At 66.0% G+C, this 17,977-nt stretch carries 10 protein-coding genes; 4 read left to right on the plus strand and 6 right to left on the minus strand.

All coding sequences use genetic code 11. From position 1 onward, the window contains the following. Positions 1-20: 20 nt before the first annotated feature. Both ftsH and tilS read right to left on the minus strand, forming a co-directional pair. Positions 21-1,832 carry an ATP-dependent zinc metalloprotease FtsH gene (ftsH, locus tag VN634_12550; protein ID HXC51712.1) on the minus strand — a complete coding sequence of 604 codons (1,812 nt, stop codon included), beginning with the start codon at positions 1,830-1,832 and terminating at the stop codon, positions 21-23. Between the two features lie 137 nt (positions 1,833-1,969). After that, positions 1,970-3,043, minus strand: a complete 1,074-nt coding sequence (tilS, locus tag VN634_12555; protein HXC51713.1) for a tRNA lysidine(34) synthetase TilS — start codon at positions 3,041-3,043, stop codon at positions 1,970-1,972. Between the two features lie 142 nt (positions 3,044-3,185). On the opposite strand from tilS, the gene VN634_12560 reads away from it, so the two are divergent. From VN634_12560 to VN634_12575, 4 genes are all read left to right on the plus strand, one after another. Next, a complete protein-coding gene (locus tag VN634_12560) occupies positions 3,186-3,890 on the plus strand; it encodes a hypothetical protein (protein HXC51714.1) in 705 nt (234 codons plus the stop codon). Between the two features lie 93 nt (positions 3,891-3,983). After that, positions 3,984-6,182, plus strand: a complete 2,199-nt coding sequence (locus VN634_12565) for a parallel beta-helix domain-containing protein (protein ID HXC51715.1) — start codon at positions 3,984-3,986, stop codon at positions 6,180-6,182. A 99-nt stretch (positions 6,183-6,281) separates the two neighbouring features. Continuing rightward, positions 6,282-8,660 (plus strand): multiheme c-type cytochrome, encoded by a 2,379-nt coding sequence (locus VN634_12570; protein ID HXC51716.1) that lies wholly within the window; start codon positions 6,282-6,284, stop codon positions 8,658-8,660. Between the two features lie 35 nt (positions 8,661-8,695). Next, positions 8,696-10,171: a hypothetical protein gene (locus tag VN634_12575; GenBank protein HXC51717.1), complete on the plus strand. Its 1,476-nt coding sequence runs from the start codon at positions 8,696-8,698 to the stop codon at positions 10,169-10,171. Between the two features lie 102 nt (positions 10,172-10,273). On the opposite strand, the gene VN634_12580 is transcribed toward VN634_12575, so the two are convergent. From VN634_12580 to VN634_12595, 4 genes are all read right to left on the minus strand, one after another. Then, entirely contained in the window at positions 10,274-11,320 is a 1,047-nt protein-coding gene (locus VN634_12580; protein ID HXC51718.1) for a VIT1/CCC1 transporter family protein, read from the minus strand. Between the two features lie 92 nt (positions 11,321-11,412). Beyond that, positions 11,413-14,385 carry a hypothetical protein gene (locus VN634_12585; protein ID HXC51719.1) on the minus strand — a complete coding sequence of 991 codons (2,973 nt, stop codon included), beginning with the start codon at positions 14,383-14,385 and terminating at the stop codon, positions 11,413-11,415. An 83-nt stretch (positions 14,386-14,468) separates the two neighbouring features. After that, the gene (locus VN634_12590) at positions 14,469-15,653 is read right to left on the minus strand and encodes an acetyl-CoA C-acyltransferase (GenBank protein HXC51720.1); all 1,185 of its coding nucleotides are present in this window, start codon (positions 15,651-15,653) and stop codon (positions 14,469-14,471) included. 151 nt (positions 15,654-15,804) lie between these two features. Further along, positions 15,805-17,967 carry a methyltransferase domain-containing protein gene (locus tag VN634_12595; GenBank protein ID HXC51721.1) on the minus strand — a complete coding sequence of 721 codons (2,163 nt, stop codon included), beginning with the start codon at positions 17,965-17,967 and terminating at the stop codon, positions 15,805-15,807. Positions 17,968-17,977 lie beyond the last annotated feature (10 nt).

Consider the following 17,977-nt stretch of genomic DNA (forward strand, 5'->3'; position numbering starts at 1 on the left):
TGTCGTCGCCGCTCGGCGCGTCAGACGCCCGCGGGCAGCGCCGCTCCACAGCCGTTCAGGATTTCGTCGAGCTCCGGTCCGTCGAGGGTTTCGCGTTCGAGAAGGGCCGCCGCCATGCGGTGGAGCGACTCGATGTTGGCCGTCAGGATCGCTTCCGCACGCCGGTACGCGTTGGTCAGGAGGCTCTTCACCTCGATGTCGACGAGCCGCGCCGTGTCTTCGGAGTACTCGCGCTGATGATGCAGATCGAGGCCGAGGAACGGCTCGTCGCCGGAGCGCTTGAGCATCACCGGACCGAGCGATTCGCTCATGCCCCACTCGCAGATCATCTTGTGCGCGAGCTGGGTGGCGCGCTCGATGTCGTTGCCGGCGCCCGTGGTGATTTCCTTCAGCACGAGCTGCTCGGCGACGCGTCCTCCATAGAGGATCGCGAGCGTGTTCAGCAGGTACGTGCGGTTGAACGAATGGCGGTCTTCCTCGGGCAGCTGCTGGGTAAGGCCGAGCGCCATGCCGCGCGGAATGATCGTGACCTTGTGGACCGGATCGGTGCCCGGAAGCATGCGCGCGACGAGCGCATGGCCCGACTCGTGGTACGCGGTATTGCGCTTCTCGTCGTCCGACAGCACGAGGCTGCGGCGCTCGCTGCCCATCAGAACCTTGTCCTTGGCGGCTTCGAAGTTGTGCTGCGAGACCGTGTCGCGGCCTTCGCGCGCAGCGGTCAGCGCCGCTTCGTTGACGAGGTTTTCGAGATCGGCGCCGGCAAAACCCGGCGTGCCGCGCGCGACGGCCTCGAGATCCACGTCGGTCGCGAGCGGAACCTTGCGGGTATGCACTTTGAGGATGCCGGTGCGGCCGCGAACATCGGGACGCGGCACCACCACGCGGCGGTCGAAGCGGCCCGGACGCAGCAGCGCGGGATCGAGAACGTCCGGCCGGTTGGACGCGGCCATCAGGATCACGCCTTCGTTCGACTCGAAGCCGTCCATCTCGACCAGCAGCTGATTGAGCGTCTGCTCGCGCTCGTCGTGACCGCCGCCGAGGCCGGCGCCGCGATGACGGCCGACCGCGTCGATCTCGTCGATGAACACGATGCACGGGGCGTTCTTCTTTCCCTGCACGAACAGGTCGCGCACGCGCGACGCACCGACGCCGACGAACATCTCGACGAAGTCCGAGCCGGAGATCGAGAAGAACGGAACGCCGGCTTCGCCGGCCACGGCGCGTGCGAGCAGCGTCTTTCCGGTTCCCGGCGCGCCGACGAGCAGCACACCCTTCGGAATGCGCCCGCCGAGACGCGTGAACTTTTTCGGATCGCGAAGGAACGCGATGATCTCTTCGAGCTCGTCCTTGGCTTCGTCGATGCCCGCGACGTCACTGAACGTAACCTTGTTGGCGTGTTCGCTGAGCAGCTTGGCCTTGCTCTTGCCGAAGCTCATCGCCTTGCCGCCGCCGACCTGCATCTGGCGCATGAAGAAGATCCACACGCCGACCAGCAGCAGCATCGGGAACCACTGCACCATCATCTCGATGTACCACGGGTCCTGCGCTTCGGGACGGACGGTGAACGGGATCTGCTTGTCGAGGATGTGCTGGGCAGCGTCGTGACCCGGAGGCGCGTACGTGCGGAAATCCTTCTCGCCCTCGAGCTTTCCGCGCAGCGTGTCGCCCTGCATCGTGACGGCCTCGACGGCGCCTTCGTCGACCTTCTTGATGAAATCGCTGTAGCTGAGCTCCTGGTCCCTCACCTGCTGGGCCTGGAACATATTGAAGAGGAGCACGACCATCAGGCCGAGCACGAGCCAGAGTGCGAGGTTTCTGGAGAACTGATTCATTGGTGACGGCTTGCCAGCATCCCTTGTCGCCGCTTCGGCCGGTACTTACCGGAACAGGGGCAACGCTGCGGATTATCTTGCGAAAATTATATTTGGCGCGAAACCTAACACGGCCATGGAAAGGCGGCAACACAGCATCAGCCTGCCTCTTCCGCTTCTTCGTCCCGACGTTGCTCGTGCGATTCGCCGGACCGTAACGCATCGTCACTCAACACGGGGCTGTCAATGAAGGATTCCACGCGCGGAAGCCTGCCGCCGGCACCGCGGAGCGCGAGCCTTCCGCGAGCGCGCGTGAGGCGCGCGCCGGCAACGTCGATTCCTCCCTCCGTGCTCCGGCTCTCGTCGAGCCAGCTCTCGATGACCGCGATCTCGCGGCTGGTCGGCGCCCGTTCCCCCTGCTCGGCGAGCCACCTGCGCAGCACGCGCGCGCGAAGCGCCGGATGCGCGCCGGCAAGCGCGGCCGCATCGAGCTCGACACCGGCCGGCCCGCGGCGCGATGCGAACGCGATGAGCCGCCCGGCTTCGATCTCGAGGTAGTCCTCGTCGGCGCGCCAGCGCGGCGCAACGTCGAGAAGATGCTCGAGCGCTCCCTGACCGAACGCGCGCAGCATCGCCGGAAACACCTGCGAGCGCAGCCGGCCGCGTGCATAGCGGTCCGACGTGTTCGACGGATCCTCGAACCACGCGAGGCCGCGCGCGCGCAGGACGTCTCGCAGGTCCTCGCGGCCTAGAGCGAGAAGCGGCCGCACGAATGGCGGACGGATCTCCCGCATGCCCGACAGTCCGCCGAGGCCCGCGCCGCGCAGAAAGCGGAACACGATCGTCTCGATCTGATCCTCCCTGGTGTGACCGAGGAGAATGAACCGGCATCCGCTCGCTCGCGCGATTTCCTCCAGCGCCAGATGACGCCGGCGGCGCAGCGTGTCTTCGTCGCCGTTTCCGGGATCGATCGCTGCCGGATGAAAGATCGCGCCGCAGAGCGCAGCGGCCGCACGGACGGCCTCGATCTCGCCCCCCGCTTCGGCGCGCATGCCGTGATCGATCGATGCCACATGGAGCGCAAGATCGAGCTTCGGCGCCAACAGTGCGACGATTTCGAGCAGTGCCATCGAATCGCTGCCGCCGGAGACCGCGACGACCACCGGCTCGTTGCGGATGCCGGCGCGTACGAGGGTTTCCCCGGCGCGGCGAACGCAGCGATGGACATTCATAGGCAGCCTGGTCGAGTCGGTCGTCATCGGTTTGCGAAAGAGTCGATGGCAAGCGGGACTGTCTTTTGACAGCATCCGGCCTGCCATGACTGCTATGCACCGCTTTGCCCGGTCTTTCGAGTCGCGCGTCGCTGCCACGGCCGTGTCCGTCGCAGTCGCGGCGGCGCTGCTGGTCGGACCCGCGGCTGTGACGGCCTTCGCGACCGATGACGCGCCCGTCCCTGCGAAGGGCGAAACCGTTCCCCGGCATGCCGCCGGCGGCTGGCCGACTTCGGTAACCGGCGACGACAAGAAGCCCGGGCGCACCCCCGAGCAGCAGGCGGCGCTCGACGAGGTCGCCGGCGAGCTCAAGCGCCTCGCCAACCAGTACGGCCCGGACAGCGTCATCCTGCAGTCCAAGCTGCTCATCCGTTCGATGTCGGCGGGCGCCATCGGACCGACCGAAGTGCGCGTTGCCGGTCCGTCGAGCGGCGAAGCGGGCCCCGGACACCTCGAAATCGATGTCGAAACCGGCCTGGTCTTCGATGAGAAAACCACGACGGCCGAATCGCGCCTCGATACCGTATGGAAGGACGTGGCGTTGCCGGTCCTCGACGAGATGCGCTCGTTCAACATTGCCCCGGGCTCGCTCGAGCTCGTGTTCCTGTTCGACGTACAGAACGTCGCTGCGGGCGAAGTGCCGACCGTGTCGGAAGAATCGCGCCACGAGGCGTTCCGCGTGCGGCTCGCTCGCGAGCTCCTCGAGGACCTCATCGCCGACAGGATTGTTGGTGACGCGACGCGTGAGAAGGCCGTGTTCACACCGGCCATCCCGGTGGCACGCACAGCGTCCTCCGGGCGCAGGTGAACCAGCAACTATTTGTCTTGACTCGTCACCCGCCCCGTAGGTAGCTAGCGGACGTATCCACTTAGACCGTTCAGTCCACGAGGGAGGACCCACATGAAGAATTTTCTAGCGGGCACCGCGGCCGCCGCGGCAGCCCTGGCTTTTGCCACCGGCGCGATGGCGACGACCGTCGGACCGCCGTACATCGAGGCGCACACGGCGCCGATCATTACTGCACCAGCGCCGGGAGCTGCCGAATGCCAGACGGCAATCGCGAAGAACTCCCAGAAGTACATCAAGTCGCTGACCAAAATCCGCACCAAGTGCCTCGCGGCGAGCGTGGAGGATGGGGCGATCAATGCGTGTCCCAACGCCGACGACGACGAGAAAGCACAGAAGGCCGCGATCAAGGCTTCCGAAAAGATCGCGGAGGCGTGCGCGACCTCGACCGGGCTCGGCAACTCGTACAGCGGCGCTAGCGGAGCGAACATCGCGAGTTGCACGCTCGGACAGAACCACGCGACAACCGAGATCTACATCGCCGAAACGAACGGCGAGAACGCCGGCCCGAGTGCCGTCGACTGCCAGGTTTCGATCGACAAGGCAGCAGGCAAGCTGCTCGCAAATCTCGTCAAAAACTCCGACAAGTGCATCGAGGATCATCTGAAGGCCGGCGACAGCACGGATCTCGGTACCAAGTGCGTCGGTTCGAGCACGACGCTCGTGATCACGCGGCCCACCGACGAGAAAACCGACGGCCAGTTCAACAAAAACATCCTCAAGGCGTGGGACTCGATCGTATCCACGTGCGAGACGCTGTCGGCCGACGAGATCAGCGGCCTGTTCGGCTGCCCCGGCGCGACGACGTTCGACAACCTCCACGAGTGCGTCGAGGCAACGGCAATCAACGCACTGCACGAGGTCGTCAACCAGCAGTACTCGGAGACCGGCGAGATCATCACCGGAACGATCCAGGCTGCCGTCACCGCGGCGAGCTCGGGCGACAAGCTGCTCGTTCCGGGTGGCGTCAACTATGCCGAAGGCGTCGTGATTCCGGGCGGAACGTGCTCGGTCTCTCTCGGCTCATGCCCCGGCGACAAGAAGTGCAGCGCGGTTTCCCAGCATCCCGGAACGGCGTGCGCAGAAGACGAAGACTGTTACGGCACGTGCGACGTCGCATCCGACAATCCGGGCGCCGATTGCACGGTCAACGCCGACTGCCCGAATGGCGCGTGCCAGGTCGGCACCTGCGTCGATTCATGCACGGGCGGCGGCGGCGACGTCTGCCAGTCCCCCGCCGACAACGTGTCGATCGTCGGCTGCGGCGCGGCCACCGATGACCGTCCGCGCGTCATTCCTCCGGCGGTCGCTCCGCCGAATCGCGGCTTCCTCGCGGCCGGCGTCGACGGCCTGCACTTCGAGGGACTCGAGGTCACCGGCTGGGCCAACGACGGCATCTTCGTCAGCGGCGCCAACGGCGTCAGCTTCCGCGACATCTACGGAGACGGCGACAACCTCTCCACGGCAAACGTCGATGCGGTCAGCACGTATGCGATCTTCCCGGTGCAGAGCACGAACGTAGTCGTCGAAGGCTCCGAGGTCGTCAACGTTCGCGACGCCGGCATCTACGTCGGCCAGTCGCAGGGCGTCATCATGCGCCACAACCTCGTCCACGACTGCGTGTCGGGCATGGAGCTCGAAAACAGCAAGGACGGAATCGTGTACGGCAACGTCACGCACGACAACACCGGCGGACTGCTCGTGTTCAAGCTGCCTGGACCCGAACATCAGGTCAGCGGCGGGCACAACGTGTTCGACAACCTCATCTACGAGAACAACGTGCGCAACTTCGCGATTCCGGGCACCACGGTTTCGGCCGTTCCGACCGGAACCGGGATGATGGTCATCTCGGAGGACGACTCCGTCTTCGCGAACAACTACGTCACGCTCAACGACTCGTACGGGATACTGATCATCGACCAGGTGACGATCAACGCACTGGCCGGAAACCAGTTCGATCCGCCGAGCTATGATCAGGACACTTCGAACCTGCAGTTCCTGAACAACCTCACGCCCGGAGGAGCCAACAAGAAAAATGGCAGCCATCCGTGGGGAAACTGCGCCGGCGGCGCGGATGACGGCGACGTCTGCGATACCGATTCGGAGTGCGACACGAACACCTGCACCGATACTCCGTTCTCCGGTAACTGGACGTATGCGATCAGCACCGGCGCCAATGGAACGTGCTGGGATCCGTATCCGACGGCTCCCGCGAGCGTTCTCGGCCCGCCGGACTTCCCGGTCTGTCCGTAACACCGGAGCGACGGAGGACTCGTGAACATGTCAGGCTTTTCGAGTCCTGTGCTTTGCGCGCTGCGGAGAGGGCTTCTCGCCCTCTCCGCAGCGGCCCTCGTGTCGGCAGGACTGCTCGCAGTGCCGGCCGTCGTGACGGCAGCAACTCCGCTGCCGAGCACGCGCGAGGATTTCCGGCTGCCCGGCACGCAGCCGATGACGATCACCGATAATCTCGAAGTGCCTTCGAACTGCACCGGCTGTCACGCAAGCTACGGTGCGCCGGAGGTTGAACCTTATGCGAACTGGCAGGGCTCGATGATGGCCCAGTCCGGTCGCGATCCGATCACGTATGCCGCGATGGCGATCGCGAACCAGGATGCGCCGCACGCCGGCGAGATGTGCATCCGCTGCCACATGCCCAAAGGCTGGCTCGAAGGCCGGTCGGTACCCGAGGACGCGACCGCAACCACGGCCGACGACCGCCAGGGCGTGCAGTGCAACCTCTGTCATCGCCTGGTCGATCCGTCCGGCGCGCCCGGCGCGCCCGCGGAAGACGCGGCGATCCTTGCGGCTCTTGCGACGCCGGTGACCACACACGGCGGCGCGCAGATGGTCGTCGACCCGGAAAATCGCCTGCGCGGTCCGTTCGACATCATCGCCGACCTCGGCAGCAACCCGCACGCGCCTACGCGCGAGACGCTGGTGTCTCCGTTCCACGAGACATCCGACATCTGCGGCACGTGCCACAACGTGCTCAACCCGGTGTTCCAGCGGAATCTCTCGGGTGACTATGAAGTCAGCGCGTTCGACGCCCCGGGCGACCCTGCCCTCGCGTTCCCGGAGCAGCAGACCTACTCCGAATGGGAGAACAGCGCGTATGCGAACGGCGGCGTCGAAGCGCCCCAGTTCGCGGGCAACGGAAACGGCGTCGGCGGCGACAACACCGTGTCCACGTGCCAGAGCTGCCACATGCCGGCCGTCTACGGCAAGGATGCGAGCAGCGGCATCATCCGCACCGATCTGCCGCTTCACGAGATGGCCGGTGCGAATACCTTCACTCCGACCATCATTCCGATGCATCCGGTCTTCGGCGCGGAAGTGAACGCGGATCTGCTTGCCAATGGCATCGTCAAGGCCGAGCGCATGCTGCGCCGCGCGGCGACGGTCACCGCTTCGATCAGCGCGGGGATGCTGCACGTGCGCGTCACCAACGAGAGCGGCCACAAGCTTCCGACCGGCTATCCGGACGGACGCCGCATGTGGCTTCACGTGCGCGCGCTCGATGCCGATCGCAACGTGCTGTTCGAGTCGGGCCGTTACGTGTTCTCCGATGCGACGCTTTCCGGTTACGGCGCGGCGCCGCTCGACGACGACTTCGATCCGTACCTGCAGGTCTGGGAGACGCGCCAGGGCATCAGCTCCGACGTCGCGCTGCTGACCGGCCAGCCCGCCGGAGAAAGCTTCCACCTCGCGCTCAACAACGTGCGCGAGTTCGACAACCGCATTCCGCCGCGCGGGTTCACGAATGCGGCGTTCGAAACGATCGACGCCGAGCCGGTCGGCCAGGCATACGCCGACGGCGAGTACTGGGACGACGTGGATTATCCGGTCGGAGCGTCGGCCGTGCGCGCGGAGGTCACCCTGTACTACCAGACGACGTCGAAGGAGTACGTCGAGTTCCTGCGCGACGAAAACTTCACGACCGCCGCCGGACCTCTATTGTTCGACCTGTGGACGGCGGCCGACATGGGGCCGCCGGTCGAAATGGCGGTCGTCAACGTCGAGCCTGACGAGAAGGTCCTCGCAGGCTGCCGCAAGAACATCGACAAGCTGCAGGCGAAGTACTTCAAGACGTATCTGTCCGAATGGAGCGACTGCTACGCCGCCGAAGCCGCGAGCCTCGCTTGCCACGACGAGGACCTCAATGCGGCGATCGAAAGTGCCGCAGGCAACGTGCACGACCGTCTCGGCGGCTCGCTCGACAAGCGCTGCGCGGCCGCCAACCTGACGCCGGGAAGCCTCGGCCTCGGCAACTACTGCCCCGCGCCGTGCGCGAGCATCCTGCTGTTCGACATGAACGACGTCGGCGACTGCGCGATCTGCCTTTCGGAGAAAGTCGCGGCGGCGACGCTCGAAGCGGCGTACGGCACCACGCCGCCCACGCTGCCCGGCTCGGTCCCGCTCGGTCCGCCCAAGGATTGCCAGCTCGCCATCGGCAGCGCGGCCACGAAGCTGGCCTCGTCGTGGGCGCAGACCCTGCTCAAGTGCGAGGGAGCCAACGTCAGCGGCAAGAACGATCCGCCGCTCGACTGCTCGCTCAGCAGCAAGATCGCCAAGTCGCAGGAATCCGCCGCGTCGCGCATCGACGCATGCACGGCGTACACCGGCATCGAGGGCTGCGCCGAGGGAGCCCCGGACAACGCAGCCGTCTACCAGTGCGTCGAAGACGCGATCGGCGCGGTGGTGACCTCGTATCCGGAGCTCGCGTACCCATGAGCACGATCGTGGAAAGCCAGGGAGTGAGGACACGCATGAGGAATTCGCAGCCTCTGGCAGCGGCACTCCGCGTCGTCGTGGCGGGACTGATCGTGGCGCTGACCGCGTCCGCCGGTCACGCGCGGCCCGCGTATTTCGAACAGTTCAAGGAATTCTACTCGATTCCCGACGGCAGCAATCTCGATGCATGCGGTGTGTGCCATTTCCGCTGGTACGGCACCGGCGCGCGCAACCCGTTCGGATCGACCGTCGAGCAGCAGCTCTATCTCGGCAAGACCGTCATGCAGTCGCTGATGGACGTCGAGGGGATGGACCCGGACGGCGACGGCTACACGAGCGGCGACGAAATCATCACCTTCATGACGCTGCCCGGCTACAACTGCGCGAACTATACGGACGCGATCGACCCGCCCCTCGGCTACGACACGTACATCACGCCGGGCGTTGCGACCTGTCACGAGCCGCTCGACATCCGCGTGAGCCCGACGAGTGTCGGCATGATCCTCTACAACGGCCAGACGCGGACCTCGTCGGTGACGGTGTTCAACAACGGCAGCGATGATCCGCTGAACATCACTTCGTATGCTCTGCTGCCCGGAGCGCCGGCTTCGCTCTCGGTCAGCGGTCCGGCCACTCCGCTTTCGATTCCTGTCGGCCAGAGCATCACACTCGACATCACGTTCTCGCCAGCAACGGACACGTTCTCCTCGACCGCGCTGCGCATCTCTTCGAACGATCCGGACGAGGCTCAGTACGACCTTCCGGTCACGGTGTTTGCCGGAGACAATCCTACGGCCAGCAATGAAGAACGTGCCCCGTGCTTCGCCGCCATCACCAAGGCCATGTCGAAGTATGCCAAGTCGCACCTTCGCATCTGGAATCAGTGTTACCTCGAGGAGCTTGCGGGCCGCGCGTGCGATGGCGGAGACCGCGACCTCAAGCTCGCCCGCGCCGTCGAGAAGTTCGAAACCGCGGTCGGCGGGAGCAAGGACGAAGCGTGCGCCGGCGCAGGCCTGACCGGAACGACGCTCGGATTCCCGTCGTCGTGCGGCGAAGGATGCGAAAGCATCTCGACGACCACGATCAGCGGCGTCGCCCAGTGCCTCGAATGTGAGCAGGATCTTGCGATGAAGGGCATGCTCGCCGACGGGATCGGAACCACTCCGCCGGATCTTCCCTCCAACGTGATCTCTGACGCGGAAGCCTACTCGTGCCAGCAGCGCATCGTGCGCTCGATGCAGAAGACGATGCTCAAGATGTATTCGGCGCTCACCGAGTGCGAGCTCGACGAGGTCGTCATGGGCAGCGAAGGCGGCACCTGCCAGACCGACATCGCAGCGGAGCTCGCCGAGCTGCGCGAGCCGCTCGATGCGACGCTCGACAAATGCACGAGCACGACCGGCCTGCTCGGCTGCCGCTTCGACGACATGCCCGATGCGCAATGCCTCGGCCTGTCCGCCGAAGACCTCGCCGCCGCCCTGACCAACACGACCTTCGGGCTGTACGAATAAAAATAAATGGGGACAGGTACAATTTCGTAACTCTGCGAAATTGCACGGTCCCCGTTTTTTCGGCTCCGGTCGGCCCTGTTCTCGCGAAATCCGCGGAGCTCCTCAGCTCAGGCCGACTCCCAGCATCCTTCCGATTCCCCACGTCGCCGCTCCGGCGCACATCCCGATGGCGAGCATGCGAATCCCGCCGGTGATCGCGCCCCGGCCCGAAAACAGGCTCAGCGTCGCGCCGATCCCGAACAGCGCAACGGCCGATGCGGCGATCGAAATGCGTAGCGCGCTCGCGACGTGACCCGCCACGAATGGCAGAAACGGCAGCAGCGGCAGCAGCGCGCCGCACGAGAACGCAACGAACGACGCCATCGCCGCTCCGATCGGTGAGCCGAGATCGTCCGGATTCAGGCCGAGCTCCTCGCGCGCGAGCGCGTCGAGCGCCGTCTGCGGATCCTTGATCAGCACGTGTGCGAGCTCGCGCGCCTTGTCGACCGGCACGCCGCGCGCACCGTAGATCAGCGCGAGCTCTTCGGCTTCCTCTTCCGGATACATCTCGAGCTCGTCGCGCTCCTGGCCGATCTGGTACTCGAACAGCTCGCGCTGCGACCGGACCGAGACGTACTCGCCGGCCGCCATCGAAAACGCCCCGGCAAGAAGCCCCGCGGTGCCCGCGAGCACGACCGCGCTCGAATCGGGCGCCGCTCCGGACACGCCGAGGATCAGGCACGCGTTGGAAACGAGCCCGTCGTTGACGCCAAAGACGGCCGCTCGAAGATTTCCGCCGGCGAGGCTCTGGTGACGCCCGCCGACCTCCGAGACGTTCTTCGGCATCACGTGCCCGTTGATCAGCAGGTGACGATCGTAGACGGAAAGGCCGCGCACCTTGACGGCCGCGAGCAGCGGCCGGCAGCGCTTCGGCCCGAGCAGACGAACGAGAATCGCAACGAGCTTGAGCCGGGGTGTCGGACGAAACGACGGCGGCCCGTCCGACGCCGGAATGTCGCGCGCGATGATCTCCGCCTGGTCGTCGGAGGCCTTGGCGAGCGCGCGAAACAGCGTCGCGTGGTTCAGGTCGGGCTCGGCGTCGGCGACGATGCGATAGACCCAGCTCGACGCCTTCTCTTCGCGCCACCGTTCGAGAGCAGTCTCGTTCACGCTGTCCTTCTCAGCCTACGGGCCACTCGCGGGCCGTGGCGATTTCCGAGGACGATCTCCACGGCCCATTCCGGCCCGGGGCGTGAGAAAGATCAATTCGTATTGCGCTCGAGGAACGACAGCAGCGGCGCGTAGACCTGGTTGTGCACCGGATCGTCCGCGGCAGCGACGATGTCGATGTGCGCGTAGCCCTCCGAGATGTACGCCTCGAAGCCTCCGTCGATGTCGCCGTAGGTCGGCGTGATGGGGTCGCTCAGCGCCACGCGCGCCGCTCCGGTGCAGCTCGGCGCCGTGCAGGTGCCGATGCTCTCGGCAAAACCGAGGAACGCGCCGGGCGTGTTCGAGATGCCGTTGCTGCCGCCGAAGCAGATCACCGGGATGTCGATGTCGGCGCCTTCGGTCAGGTTCTCGATGTCGGGCCGCCCGCGCCCGATCGACAGTGCGCTCGAGTCGAGCCCGCCGGTAAAGCCGTCCTCGACGAACACGCGCAGCTCGCTCGTCACGCCGAGACCGGCCGACGGGAAATACCAGTCGCCGATGTTGCGATCGCCCGTGCGGACCATCGTCAGCACGTTCTCCATCGGCGTGATCTCTTTTTCCTGTCCGTTCAGCTCGAACGTACCGGTCGCCGCGCCGTGATCGGGAACGGCAGCCGCAGGCATGGACAGCTCGATGCCCTTCCAGTAACGATACGGATCATCGAACGGTGCACCGGCCAGGTAGTAGGCGCCGAGATCGTTGTTCACGCCGTTATCCGAAAAGCCCATCGACGCCATGAACGAAACCTCCGGCGAGTAGTCGTCGTCGAGGAAGAATCCGACGGCCGCCTCCGCGCTGCCTTTGGGCAGCAGCGCAAGAAGCGAAAGGCCCGGAACGGCCTGGATCGGCGTCTGCGTGCCGTACTTTTTCTGCGCAACCGAAAGCGAATCGGGATGACGCCGTGCCTGCACGACGACCGAATCGCCGACCGCATGGATCTGCGGCGAGATGACTCCGCCGGCGAATGCATCGACCGGCACGATGCACTTGTTGGTGGCCGCGCCGGCGGCGAGCGTCACGCTGTTGCAGTCCGAGTTGGTGGCGCACGGCGTGCCTTCCCAGCAGCGCGGCGCGCCGTCCTTGATCGCGTGGTAGAGCCCGCCGTCGGCCTTGGCGATGACCATGTCGAGCGAGTCGGACGACGGTGTTCCGGTCGGCAGCGAATCGCCGCCGCCTTCGAACAGCACCAGGCCGGCGACTTTGCTGTAGCCCGGAACCACCGCCACGCCGGGATCGAGGTCGGTCGCCGCGTAGCGCGCACTGAACAGCGTGCCGAGCGAATGGCCGCCGAGGAAGACCGTCGGCGAGCCGGATACGGCGTGCGCTGCATCGACGACCGCGTCGATGTCGTGGATGAACATGTTGTACGTGAAGTTCGCGATGAACGGGATGTCGCTGCCCTCGTGGAATACCGCGCGACGCGTGATGCGAGGGTCGAGCGCGAGTCCGAGCTCACCGCCGAAATACCAGTTGATGCCGAGATCCGGGTCGTCCTCGCTGTCGGCGAGCGCGCCGCCGAGATCGTCCTCGAGCTGGTCGGTGCGCCGGTCGAACGCCCACACTTCGAGCACGATGTTACCCGCCGCCGCCGCTTTGGCCACCATCGTCTCGGCCACGATCTTCAGCGAATGCGTGCCGCCTGCGAAGCCCGGAACGAGCACGAGAATCGCGTCGGGATCGCCGGCGCCCGGCGCGTGGTAGCGAACGTACGATGCGTGATTGAGGTCCGGCGTCGTCGTGCCGAACTGGATCGCAACCGAGCTGCCCGGATCGACGGCGTTCGGAAGCGTCCCGTCCGGCGTGTGCGCGGGGTGCGCAGCGCTCGGGATCAGCACGCTCTCGTGTACGGTCGGGCCGACCTGGCACGTGTTGGTGCACGTGTCGTTGGTATCACCGTTGCCGTCGTCGCAGACCTCGCCGTCCTCGACGACGTTGTTGCCGCAGACCGGCGTACAGAAATTGCCGCGCGTGAAGACGTCGTAACCGCTGTCCTCGCCGAGCTCACACGTGCGCGGTACGGCCTCGTCGATCGACAGGAACAGCGGCGGCAACGCCGCGTCGCGCGCGCAATCGACGACGTCGGCGACCGTGGTCGCCGACGAGCACCCGAGCTCGAAGTTCAGGTCGGCCTTCATATCGGCGGCCGTAACCGATGCGCACGCCGCTGCAGCCTTGCTGGCGAGGTCGGTCGCGGCGAGGGCCGTCACCTTCTTGTCGGCTTTCGCACACGAGGTCGAGGCATCTTCGAAACAGGCCGGCGGCTGGCTCTCGTTGGTGCGCAGCCTGTCTTCGTGAAGCTGGCACTGGAGCAGGTCTGCGACGCAGGCGGAGAGATCTTTCGGCGTCTTCGAGACCGTCTTCTCCAGTATCTTTGCAAGGCCCGCCTGGCAGTCGGCAAGCAGCGCCGGGTCGCCCGCGGACGGTGCGACCGGGGCGCGGACATCGAGGCACTCGACGTCGTGCGCGCGCGTCGCAAGCAGCCCCGCCGCATTCAACAGCTCGTAGGTGCGCGGTCGCAGCATTTCGGTGATGTCGTTGGAGCGGCAGCGCGTGCGTGCGAGCAGGCAGTCATACGCGCCCGCCTCCGTCTCGACGACGCCGCATTCGGCGAGCAGGCGCCGCTGTCCGAGACCGACCGATGTGCGGTAGTCCGTCTCGGCAAGACCCGAGCAGCTCTTGCCCAGCTTTTCGACCGCGATCGTTTCGGCGTCGTCGGCCTTATCGAGCAGCTTGTTGCAGGTCGCGATCGCATCGACCGAGCAGGTCGCAAAGTTCCCGCTCCCAAGCTCGTCGTCAAGCTTGCACGCGAGCAGTGCATCCGAGCATTTTCCAAGAGCGGACGTACGCTTCTTCAACAGTACGCTCGAGTTTTTCAGGAACGCCTGGGCACAATCGTGGAACACCACCGGGGCGATCAACGCACCGGCGTTGCGAACGTCCGCGGCGAGCAGCGCCACAGCGGCCAGGAAAACCAATGCGGAAGTGGTCGCGCGCGTGCGCGACGAAAGGCAGGCAGATGCAAACATGGGGCCCCTCCTCCGGAGTCCGTAACCGCCGTTGGAACGGCGGACGACTTAGAGTGCGACTTTCCCGTGACCGCCGGCTGTAGTCAACGCAGATCGATCGCCATGGCCGTTGCTTCGCCTCCGCCGATGCACAGTGACGCAACGCCCCGTGAAAGACCCCGCGATCGCAGGGCCGCAATCAGCGTGACGAGGATGCGCGCGCCCGAGGCTCCGATCGGATGGCCGAGCGCGCACGCTCCGCCGTGGACGTTGACGCGCTCCGGATCGAGACCGTGCTCGCGCACGGACGCCATGGCGACTACGGCGAAGGCTTCGTTGATCTCGTAGAGATCGACGTCGGAGGCTTTCCAGCCGGACGCGGACAGGACTTTCGTGATCGCATGGACCGGCGCGGTCGTGAACCAGCCGGGCTCCTGCGCGTGCGTCGCGTGCGAGACGATGCGGGCGAGCGGCTCGATACCGCGGCGCGCGGCCTCGCTTTCGCGCATCAGCACGAGTGCGGCGGCGCCGTCGGAGATCGATGACGAGTTGGCCGCAGTGACCGTTCCGTCTTTTCGGAACGCAGGGCGCAGAGTCGGGATCCGCGACGGATCGGCCGAAAACGGCTGCTCGTCGCGGTCGATGCGGCGCTCGCCGCTGCGGTCGCGGACGGTGACCGGCGCGATCTCCCATGCGAACGATCCGTCTTCGTTCGCGCGCTTTGCGCGCTCGAGCGAACGGATCGCCCACGCGTCCTGCTCGTCGCGCGAGAACGCGAACTTCGTCGCGCAGTCTTCGGCGAACGTTCCCATCAATCGGCCCTTGTCGTATGCGTCTTCGAGACCGTCGAAGAACATGTGATCGACGAGCACGCCGTTTCCCATGCGCTGTCCGCTGCGGACCTTCGGCAGAAGGTACGGAGCGCTGCTCATCGACTCCATTCCGCCGGCGACGGCGACGCGGGCGCTGCCGGCGAGCAGCAGGTCGTGCGCGAGCATCGCGGCTTTCATGCCGGAGCCGCACATCTTGTTGACGGTGGTGGCGCCGGTGCCGAGCGGCAGACCTGCGCCAAGCGACGCCTGCCGGGCCGGGGCCTGCCCCTGGCCTGCGGGGAGCACACATCCCATCAGGACTTCGTCGATTTCCGCGGCCGGAACGCGCGATCGCTCGACCGCCGCAGCAATCGCAGTCGCGCCGAGCTCCGTCGCCGCCACGCCCTGAAACACGCCCTGAAAAGACCCGAGCGCAGTCCGCGCCCCCGACACAATGACAACCGGATCGTCAACCATGCCGGATCATTAATAGGGACAGGTACATTTAAAAAACACGTGACAAATCAAGGCGGCGAAATCGGGGACAGACACCGATTTCGGGAAATCGGTGTCTGTCCTCGATTTCCGAGCCGGCGTGCAAATTCGCGATCACAACGAAGACGCACAGTTACGAAATTGTACCTGTCCCCATTTTTTGCGGCAGCAGGCGCCACGAGATGGCGTACAGGACGCCGACGAGCACGAGCAGGCTTCGCAGGCCGATCAGGAAGCTGACCGACTGCAGCAGCGCGCCGGCGAGCGAGCCGAGCAGGTTCGCGCCGAGCGCTTTGTCTTTGCCGTCGGCCGCGGTGAACGAGCGCGCGAAGATGAGCCCGCTGAACAGCATCGGCAGCGTCGTCAGCACGCCGACCAGCACGGCCTTGGTGAGGTACGGAAGGAACGCGAACACCGCAAGGTCGACGAACCAGAGCCCGCCGATCGTCGCGAGCAGTACGACATAGATTGCAGCCGTCGGTATGCGCAGCAGGCGCGGCGCGAGCGCGTTGGCGAGCAGTACCATGACGAGCACCGCCGAGATGATCACGGCGTTGACGTCCCACGTGTTCCCGAGCACCACCGACGCCTTGCTGATGTTCTGCACTTCGAGCAGCAGGAACGCGGCGCCCATGGCCGCAAAATGCCCGTCCGCCCTGCTCCACCGCATCGGATTGAGACCTTCCTCGATGCCGAACGCGACGCGGAGATAGACGACGAGCAGAGCGGCCAGCCCCGCAAGCAGCAGATGCAGCGGCGGAAGCGTCGGCGCCGCAAGGTACAGATACGGCCAGTCGTCGGTCGCCGGACGCACCGTTCCGGTCAGTCCGAGCGGAGCGTCGGCCTTCCACTTCGCAATTGCCGCCGACAGGCGCGGATTGGCGGCGAGCTGATGCGCTACGGATGCCCGATCGCCGGCAACGAACAGCACGCCGCCCCAGCCGTACGGCCCGTACGGGATGCGGAATGCTTCGGGCGCGGCTCCGAACGTATGCGTCAGCGTATTCGCGATGCGGTCGCGCAGGAACGGCTTGAACGCCTCGAACGACAGCACCACGATTCCGCCCGGCGCGAGCAGCGAGCGCACGCGGTCGATGCTCTCCTGCGTGTAGACGTAGTGGTCGAGCCGCGCGTTGGTCATCGATGTGGTCGTGTGCGAGTCGAGCAGGCCGAAGACGATCACGTCGAAGCGTTCGTCGGTCGTCGCGAAGTACGCACGCGCGTCGTCGTTGACCACGGTAACGCGCGGATCGTCGTACGGCTTCTCCGGATGCAGCCGCCGTCCGAAGTCGAGGATTGCCGGATCGATCTCGACGGCGGTCACCGAACGCGCTCCGCCTCGAAGCGCACCCGCCACGTCGTTGCCCGAGCCGGCGCCGACCACCAGCACGCGATCGGGCTTCGGATGCAGCAGCGTCGGGATGTCGTACTGCGACAGCCCGGCGTCCGCGGGCGGAAACAGCTCCGGGTGCGCGGCGACATAATCGGGCGCCAGGTTGTACATGCCCTGGTAGCCGACGTTGTTGACGCGGATCTCCCACGTCTGCATCCCGCGGTGCTCGGGAGGCGGCTCCTCGAGGACGAGCTTCTGGTACGGCGACCACAGCGTCTCGGCCGCGGTATCGAAGTGCGACGCAACGGCGGGAGCGATGGCGATGACGGCAAGCAGGCCGACGTCGGCAAGCCGCACATGCCGCAGCAGCGGAAGCATCAGCACCGCGAGGATCACGAACCAGACCCACGGCGGCTGCGACGCGACCGACACCGCGACGAACAGCAGCGTTCCGACGAGGCTACCGGCGACGTTGACCGAGTACGCGACGAGCGGTCGTCCGGCCTCGTCCATCTCGCGACCGAGCCAGCGGCCCATCGGGACGAAGACTTCGATCAGCACCGCCAGCATCACGAGCGTCAGCAGGAGCGCGGCGCCGACGACCAACGGGATCAGGGCCTTGTGCTCGGTCTCGATCGGGCTCCAGATGTTGACGTCGGCCACCAGCGAGAACGAGTCACTGATGTGGGCAAACGCCTCGCGGGTCCACGGGATGAGCAGGGCCAGGACGAGCATTGCCAGCGCGCCGAGCATCCGCGTTACGCTGGCGCCCTTACGCGAGGAGAAAAGGCCGGCGCCGAGGCCGAGGAAGCAGACGACGAGAACCGTGTTCTGGAGGTAGGCGAAGATCCGCACCTCGGTGCCGATCCAGCGGATCAGCAGGAGCTCGAGGTACAGGCCGAGCACGCTCAGCCAGAAGATCGTCGGAAGCGAGCCTCCGAGCCCGACTGGCCGGTCCTGCATCGGCGGATCC

The organism is Candidatus Limnocylindrales bacterium, assembly GCA_035571835.1.
Taxonomy (GTDB): Bacteria; Desulfobacterota; Binatia; order UBA1149; family CAITLU01; genus DATNBU01.

Bases quoted from the DNA above. Each gene is read 5' to 3' on its own strand.
- ftsH (HXC51712.1), bottom strand. From the start codon at position 1,832: ATGAATCAGTTCTCCAGAAACCTCGCACTCTGGCTCGTGCTCGGCCTG.
- tilS (HXC51713.1), bottom strand. From the start codon at position 3,043: ATGAATGTCCATCGCTGCGTTCGCCGCGCCGGGGAAACCCTCGTACGC.
- VN634_12565 (HXC51715.1), top strand. From the start codon at position 3,984: ATGAAGAATTTTCTAGCGGGCACCGCGGCCGCCGCGGCAGCCCTGGCT.
- VN634_12575 (HXC51717.1), top strand. From the start codon at position 8,696: ATGAGGAATTCGCAGCCTCTGGCAGCGGCACTCCGCGTCGTCGTGGCG.
- VN634_12585 (HXC51719.1), bottom strand. From the start codon at position 14,385: ATGTTTGCATCTGCCTGCCTTTCGTCGCGCACGCGCGCGACCACTTCC.
- VN634_12590 (HXC51720.1), bottom strand. From the start codon at position 15,653: ATGGTTGACGATCCGGTTGTCATTGTGTCGGGGGCGCGGACTGCGCTC.
- VN634_12595 (HXC51721.1), bottom strand. From the start codon at position 17,967: ATGCAGGACCGGCCAGTCGGGCTCGGAGGCTCGCTTCCGACGATCTTC.